1 protein-coding gene is annotated in these 694 nt (G+C 59.2%); it reads right to left on the bottom strand.

Annotated features, from left to right (window positions below):
* A partial coding sequence (locus tag CRV02_RS14315; protein WP_258239326.1) for a terminase gpA endonuclease subunit occupies positions 1 to 694 on the bottom strand: 694 nt, incomplete at both ends.

Raw genomic sequence — 694 nt, 5'->3', positions numbered from 1 at the left:
GCACCATCCTCTTCCTGCAGGCTCGCCAGCAGCGCACTGAGATCCAGCTGCCAGCGGGAAATACTGATGCGCAGCGCCGCCAGCGCATAAACGAAGCAGTCGAGTGCCTCATTGCGTCGCTTTTTGCTGTCCCACAGTATTTTTTTCCTGCCATCCACCCATTTTTCGACCTGCTCTTCAGCAGTCAGCTGCTGCGCTTCGGTCAGATCAAAAATATCCGGGTTATTCGGGAAGTGAACGGCACCGGGAAGCGGTTCATCCCCTTCCGGCGTCAGTGTGAAGCGGTTATAAATCTGCTCTTTCGCGGTATCCGTACCGATTTCGGTAAGGTAAACCCCGTTTTTGTTTCGCTTACGTGGCATGCTGGCCACCGGCTTTCCGTAGACGGATGCCCCTTTAATGGGGATCACCCGGAACAGCCCATGTTTTTTCGAGCGTTCATACACAATGGTCGGGTCAATCCCGCCAGTATCCCAGCAGATACGGGATATCGACATTTCTGCACCATTCCGGCGGGGGTAGGGTTTATTGATTGCCTCATCCCAACGCCACCGCGGCTGTGCATCGTCGCGGCCGCCCATCATAATCGGCCGGTCCATCAGCCAGCCTTCCTCCCCCGGCCCCCAGCCCCACCCGCGCGATGCCGCGCGCTGCGGCGGTGGTGCGACACCGCCGGCCGGGTGCAGCGCACCGG

Origin of the sequence: Arcobacter sp. CECT 8989 (assembly GCF_004116715.1) — a bacterium.
Taxonomy (GTDB): domain Bacteria; phylum Campylobacterota; class Campylobacteria; order Campylobacterales; family Arcobacteraceae; genus Halarcobacter.
This window is presented reverse-complemented; position numbering and strand designations above follow the sequence as displayed.